Source organism: Bradyrhizobium sp. UFLA05-153 (assembly GCF_054185185.1).
In genome coordinates this window covers 1-5,620 of the sequence record NZ_JBBIAM010000239.1, presented here as the reverse complement: position 1 = coordinate 5,620, position 5,620 = coordinate 1, and the positions used below count along the sequence as shown (strand labels likewise).

The following is a 5,620-nucleotide window of genomic DNA, read 5'->3' as shown; positions in this document are numbered from 1 at the left end:
GATTCATCCGATTCAAGATTCTTCGATCGAGCCTCCCGCAAATGAATCAAGCACTTGTGGGTAATTGAAAGCCGGCGGGCGCCGTCTTGTCTGACACGCTGTAATTCGCCAAGCGTGTGACCTTAAGTCTAGCTTTAAGGTCATCAGGCGATGCGGGTCGAGGTTTTGGGCGGGCTGGAGCGTCGGCGGCGTTGGTCGCAGGATGACAAGGCACGGATTGTCGAGGAGACGTTGGCGCCGGGCGCAAAGGTGACAGCGGTTGCACGTCGCAACGGAGTAGCGGCCAGCCTGGTGTTCACCTGGCGTCGTCAAGCGCGGACATCCGAGCAGGTCGCACCGTCTTTTGCGCCGGTGCAGATCGCCGCCACGGAGGCGGAGGAAACTCCGAAGCTCTTACCTGCGGGTGATAGCCGAGGGCGGTCTGTAGTGGCCGCGCGTATTGGATTGATCGAGATCGACCTCGGTAACCGGCGACGCATCCGAGTGGACTCGCACGTCGATCCAGAAGCGCTGGCGCGGGTCCTCGAGGTACTTGAGCGCCGATGATTGCCATACCGGGTAATGTGCGGGTGTGGCTTGCGACCGGCCACACCGATATGCGCCGCGGCTTCCCGAGCCTCGCGCGTCTGGTCCAGGAGAGTTTGAAGCGTGATCCGCATGCCGGTGATCTCTATGTTTTTAGAGGCCGCCGCGGCGACCTGATCAAGATCATCTGGCATGATGGCCAAGGCGCGTGTCTGTTCACGAAGCGGCTGGAGCGAGGCCGCTTTTTGTGGCCATCAATGGCGGATGGCGTTGTGACGATCAGCGTTGCGCAGCTATCCTATCTCCTCTCCGGAATTGATTGGCGGATGCCGCAGGCAACCTGGCGTCCACAGGCTTCCGGTTAAATCGAGCGGGATTTTTTGCGACGAATATGGTTGATTCGTCCTCGTGACGACGCCCGCCGATCCGCTTCCCACCGACCTTGCCGCAGCACACGCGATGATCATTGCGCAGCGCGAGCAGCTGACGCTGGCGAAGAGCGAAGTGACCGTCGGCCGGCTGGAGATCGAGCGGCTGAAGCTGATGCTGGCCAAGGCACGGCGAGAACAGTTCGGGCAATCCTCTGAGCGCGGCAAGCTGCTGGTCGAGCAGCTCGAACTTGCCATCGAGGATCTTGAAGAGACCCAGGCTGAGCAGGAAACCAAGGCCGAGCTCGCAGCGCCGGAAGCCGCCAAACAGCAGCGCGTGCAAAATCCACGGCCGCCGCGACGTCCGTTGCCGGACAATCTGCCGATCGAACGCATCGTCGAACCCGCTCCTTGCGTATGTGGCAAGTGCGGCAGCGAGCGACTGCACAAGCTCGGCGAAGTGGTTGCCGATTCCGAGATCATCGCGCGCACCGTACCGATTTGATGGCGCGCGGGGTTCCGAAATGATCGCGCGCAGCATTCCGAGCATTATCCGCGCAGGATTCCGACTTGATCGCGCGCAGTTTCGCATGGTGTGAAGCCTGATCGTTGAGCCATTTCTCCGGCTGGAAACAGCTGGGAGAATTGGATGCCGACGAGGAGGGTTATCATGCGCCAGGTGCGCGAGATTGTGAGGTTGAGCCTTGAGGCCGGGCTCTCGACGCGCGTGGTTGGCGAACGTATCGGCGTCGGGCCGACGACGGTACGTGACACGCTGAAGCGGTTTGCGGGCGCGGGTCTGGCATGGCCAGTCCCGGAAGCGATAAGCGACGCCGAGCTGGAGCAACTGCTGTACGGGGTGCCTGGCGTGAAGCCTGGTCGCCGCAAGGTGGCCGAACCTGACTGGTCCATGATTGCCCGCGAGCTCAAGCGCAAGCATGTAACCTTGCAGGTGCTGTGGGACGAGTACATTGCAGAGCATCCGGACGGGTACCGATATAGCCGCTTCTGTGACTTGTTCCGCAACTGGGAAGGCCGGCTGCCGCTGGTGATGCGCCAGCACCACGGCGGCGGCGAGAAATTGTTTGTCGACTATGCCGGCGACACGGTGCCGGTGGTTGACCGCAAGACTGGCGAGGTGCGCGACGCGCACATCTTCGTCGCGGTCATGGGCGCATCCAGCTTGTCGTTCGCGATGGCGACGTGGGCCGAGCAACTCGGCGACTGGATCGCGGGACACAACGCGGCCTACAGCTTTTTTGGCGGCGCGACGCAACTCCTGGTGCCCGACAACGCCAAGATCGCGGTGATCAAGGCCTGCCTCTATGACCCTATGGTCAACCGCAGCTACAGCGATATGGCGCAGCATTACGGCACGGCAATTTTGCCAGCACGGCCGCGTCGCCCGAGAGATAAGGCGAAGGTTGAGGCCTGCGTCGGAATCATCGAGCGTTGGCTGCTGGGGCGGCTGCGCAACCGAACTTTTTACAGCCTGGCCGAACTTAACCGTGCGATCGCCGAGTGGCTGGCCAAGCTCAATGACGGACGGGTGTTGCGTCAGTATGGCCGCACACGGCGCCAGCTGTTCGAGGAAATTGATGCGCCAAATCTTAAACCGCTTCCCGGCGAGCCGTGGGTCCATGCCGAATGGCGCCGATGCCGGGTCGGGCTCGACTATCACGTCGAGATCGAACGACACTACTACTCGGTGCCCTATCGCTTCGCCCGTCGAGAGGTAGAAGCGCGGATCAGCGCACGAACGGTTGAAATCTTCCTGGGAGGCGAGCGTATCGCCGCGCACATGCGCAGCAGTGGCAACGGGCGGCACACGACGACCAGCGCCCACATGCCTTCGAGCCACCGGCGCTATGGCGAGTGGACGCCGGCAAAGATCCGCAGCGAGGCAAGCCGGATCGGCCCGATGCTGCGCGTGCTGGTCGACCGGATCATCGAGGATCGGCCGCATCCCGAACAGGGCTATCGTTCGTGCCTGGGTATCCTCCGGCTTGAGAAGCGCTTTGGCGCCGAGCGCCTCGAGGCGGCCGCGCTGCGCGCGATCGAGATCCAGGCTCGCAACTACCCAAGCGTCAAATCGATCCTCGAGAAGGGCCTCGATCGCGTCCCAACGCCTGCGTCCCCCGAGCGCGAGCCGATCATCCACACCAACATCCGAGGTTCGGATTATTACCACTAAGGGAAGAAAATGCTGACACACCCCACACTCGACTTGCTCACCCGACTCGGCCTTACCGGCATGGCCGAGGCCTTCACGAGCCTCACCGACAACGAGGAGGTCCAGGGTCTCGCTCACGCTGAATGGCTGGCGTTGCTGCTGGACCATGAGGCGACTTGGCGCAACAACCGGCGCCTGGCGCTTCGTCTTCGCAAGGCAAAGCTGCGTCATCATGCCGTGCCCGAGGATATCGACTACCGCGCTTCCCGTGGGCTGGACCGCCGTTTGTTCGACATGCTGCTCAAGGGAGACTGGATCAAGAACCATGAGAATTGCGCCATTGTCGGGCCAACTGGCGTCGGGAAAAGCTGGCTTGGTTGTGCACTCGGCCACAAGGCCTGCCGGGACAACCAATCTGTACTTTACACCCGTCTGCCGCGATTGATCGAAGAGCTGGACCTTGCTCGGGGCGATGGCCGACTCGCCTCGCGCATGAAGAGCATCGCCGCCGTCGACCTCCTCATTTTGGACGATTGGGGCCTCCAAGCCATCGACGCCAATGCCCGTCACTATCTGCTCGAAATCCTCGAAGACCGCTACGGCCGTCGGTCAACACTCGTCACCAGCCAGCTTCCAATTGCCAAATGGCATGAGCTCATAAATGACCCGACTTACGCTGATGCCATACTTGATCGCCTGCTTCACAACGCTCACAGGCTTGAACTGAACGGTGAATCCATGCGTCGCCCGCCTGTCCTTCCTCGGCCTTGACCACATCGTCGGCCGATGAAGACCGAGACTGCAGCCCGCGAAGCTGACCGGCCGCTACGGCACTGTTGGGGGTGCGCGTCCGGTCAGCTTCACTCCGTCGGAGCGACCACGCCCGCTTGACCACCGGCTAACGATAGGCCAATTACCCCTAACGATCGGGTGCTTCACCTGCGCGCGATCAGATCAGAACGCTGCGCGGCATCAGATTGGAATAACTGCGCGCGATCATTGGAATCCGCAAGTGGTATCGAAGACCCTGGAATGTGAGCCGCGGCGCTGGAAGATTATCGAGCATGTCCGCGAAAAGTTCTCCTGCCGGGATTGTGAGGCAATCACCGAGGCGCCGGCGCCCTCCCATCCGATCCCGCGAGGCTTTGCCGGGCCGAGCCTGCTGGCGATGGTGCTGGTCAACAAGTTCCTGCTGCACCAGCCATTGAACCGGCAGAGCAAGACCTATGCCCGCGAAGGGATCGAGATCGACGTCTCGACCCTGGCGGATCGGATCGGCGCCTGCGTGGTGGCACTCGATCCCATCATTGAGGCGATCCGGATCCACGTCATGAGCGCGGAACGCATCCACGCCGACGATACGACGGTGCCGGTGCTGGCCAAGCTCAAGACGGTTACCGGCCGGATCTGGACCTATGTTCGCGATGACCGGCCGTTTGGCGGCACGGATCCGCCGGCGGCCCTGTTCTACTACTCACGCAACCGGGCTGGAGAACACCCGCAAAGCCATCTTGCCGGCTATGTCGGCCTCATGCAGGCCGATGCCTTCGATGGGTATAACCAGCTCTACAAGGCCCCAAGGAAGCCAGCTCCGATCCTTGAAGCGGCCTGTTGGAGCCACGGCCGCAGAAAGTTCTTCGACCTGGCGAAATCTGGAGAGGCGCCGATTGCCAGCGAGGCCGTGCGACGCATCGATATCCTGTTCGAGATCGAGCGCACCATCAACGGCAAAACGCCGGAACAGCGGCTTGCGGTACGTCGTGATAAGTCGAGGCCGATCGTCGCCGATCTCGAAATCTGGATGCGTCAGCAGCGAACCTTGCTCTCATCAGGCAACGATACTGCAAAGGCGATCAACTACCTGCTCAACCGTTGGGCGGCGTTCACCCGCTTCCTGGACGATGGTCGCGTCTGCCTCTCGAACAACGCTGCCGAACGAGCGTTACGCGGTGTGGCTGTCGGAAGGCGAAATTGGACCTTCGCCGGTTCAGATGCCGGCGGCCATCGCGCCGCCGCCGTCTATACCCTGATCGAAACCTGCAAGATGAACGACGTTGATCCGCAAGCTTGGCTCGCGGATGTGTTGGCCAGGCTTCCAGATCACCCCGTCAACAAAGTCGCCGACCTGCTCCCGTGGAATTGGAAGGCGACCCAACAATCCAGAGCGGCTGCCGCCTGAGCGCCACGGCTGACCGGCGCGCCTGCCCGGGGTGCTGACCGGATGCGTACGCGCCTTTGGTCGATCGAGGTGCCGAAAGTGCTCGGATGACGCCTCATTCGGCCAAAATCGAACTTCCGATCGCAACATGCCTCACTAACGGTCAGCTGACGGTACCAAGCACGTGTCAGACAACATTTCGGGCATTAAATCGGATGCAGATGCTGCTGCAGCCGATGATGTCAAGCGCGCCTGCGAGATACTAGGGAGGCAGCGCCAGACGCTCAGTCATCAGGTCACCTGCATAGGATTCGGGCCGCCTAGGTGTGGAGCCTCAAGAGGTTGTCCTCGGTTAGACCGAGTCGGCTGATTGGTGTTTGAGATTTTATACCCCCA

The 5,620-nt window shown here is 61.6% G+C and carries 4 protein-coding genes and 2 pseudogenes; all 6 read left to right on the top strand.

Going from position 1 to position 5,620, the window contains the following annotated elements; all coding sequences use genetic code 11:
- Nucleotides 1-150: 150 nt before the first annotated feature.
- Nucleotides 151-546, top strand: coding sequence for an IS66-like element accessory protein TnpA (gene tnpA, locus Q2941_RS50435; RefSeq protein WP_173637247.1), 396 nt, complete (start codon nt 151-153; stop codon nt 544-546).
- On the top strand, nt 543-890 hold the full coding sequence (gene tnpB / locus Q2941_RS50430; RefSeq protein WP_050382259.1) for an IS66 family insertion sequence element accessory protein TnpB: 348 nt from the start codon (nt 543-545) through the stop codon (nt 888-890). Before tnpA ends, tnpB begins: the two co-directional genes overlap by 4 nt.
- Nucleotides 891-933: 43 nt before the next feature.
- Nucleotides 934-1,362 (top strand): annotated as a pseudogene (locus Q2941_RS50425) (transposase domain-containing protein); the annotation flags it as partial.
- Between the two features lie 201 nt (nt 1,363-1,563).
- Nucleotides 1,564-3,087, top strand: coding sequence for an IS21 family transposase (gene istA / locus Q2941_RS50420; protein WP_458197367.1), 1,524 nt, complete (start codon nt 1,564-1,566; stop codon nt 3,085-3,087).
- A 9-nt stretch (nt 3,088-3,096) separates the two neighbouring features.
- A complete protein-coding gene (gene istB, locus Q2941_RS50415) occupies nt 3,097-3,837 on the top strand; it encodes an IS21-like element helper ATPase IstB (RefSeq protein ID WP_458197366.1) in 741 nt (246 codons plus the stop codon).
- 244 nt (nt 3,838-4,081) lie between these two features.
- Nucleotides 4,082-5,245 (top strand): annotated as a pseudogene (gene tnpC / locus Q2941_RS50410) (IS66 family transposase); the annotation flags it as partial.
- Between the last annotated feature and the right edge of the window lie 375 nt (nt 5,246-5,620).

Bases quoted from the DNA above. Each gene is read 5' to 3' on its own strand.
- istB (WP_458197366.1), top strand. From the start codon at position 3,097: ATGCTGACACACCCCACACTCGACTTGCTCACCCGACTCGGCCTTACC.
- tnpB (WP_050382259.1), top strand. From the start codon at position 543: ATGATTGCCATACCGGGTAATGTGCGGGTGTGGCTTGCGACCGGCCAC.
- tnpA (WP_173637247.1), top strand. From the start codon at position 151: ATGCGGGTCGAGGTTTTGGGCGGGCTGGAGCGTCGGCGGCGTTGGTCG.
- istA (WP_458197367.1), top strand. From the start codon at position 1,564: ATGCGCCAGGTGCGCGAGATTGTGAGGTTGAGCCTTGAGGCCGGGCTC.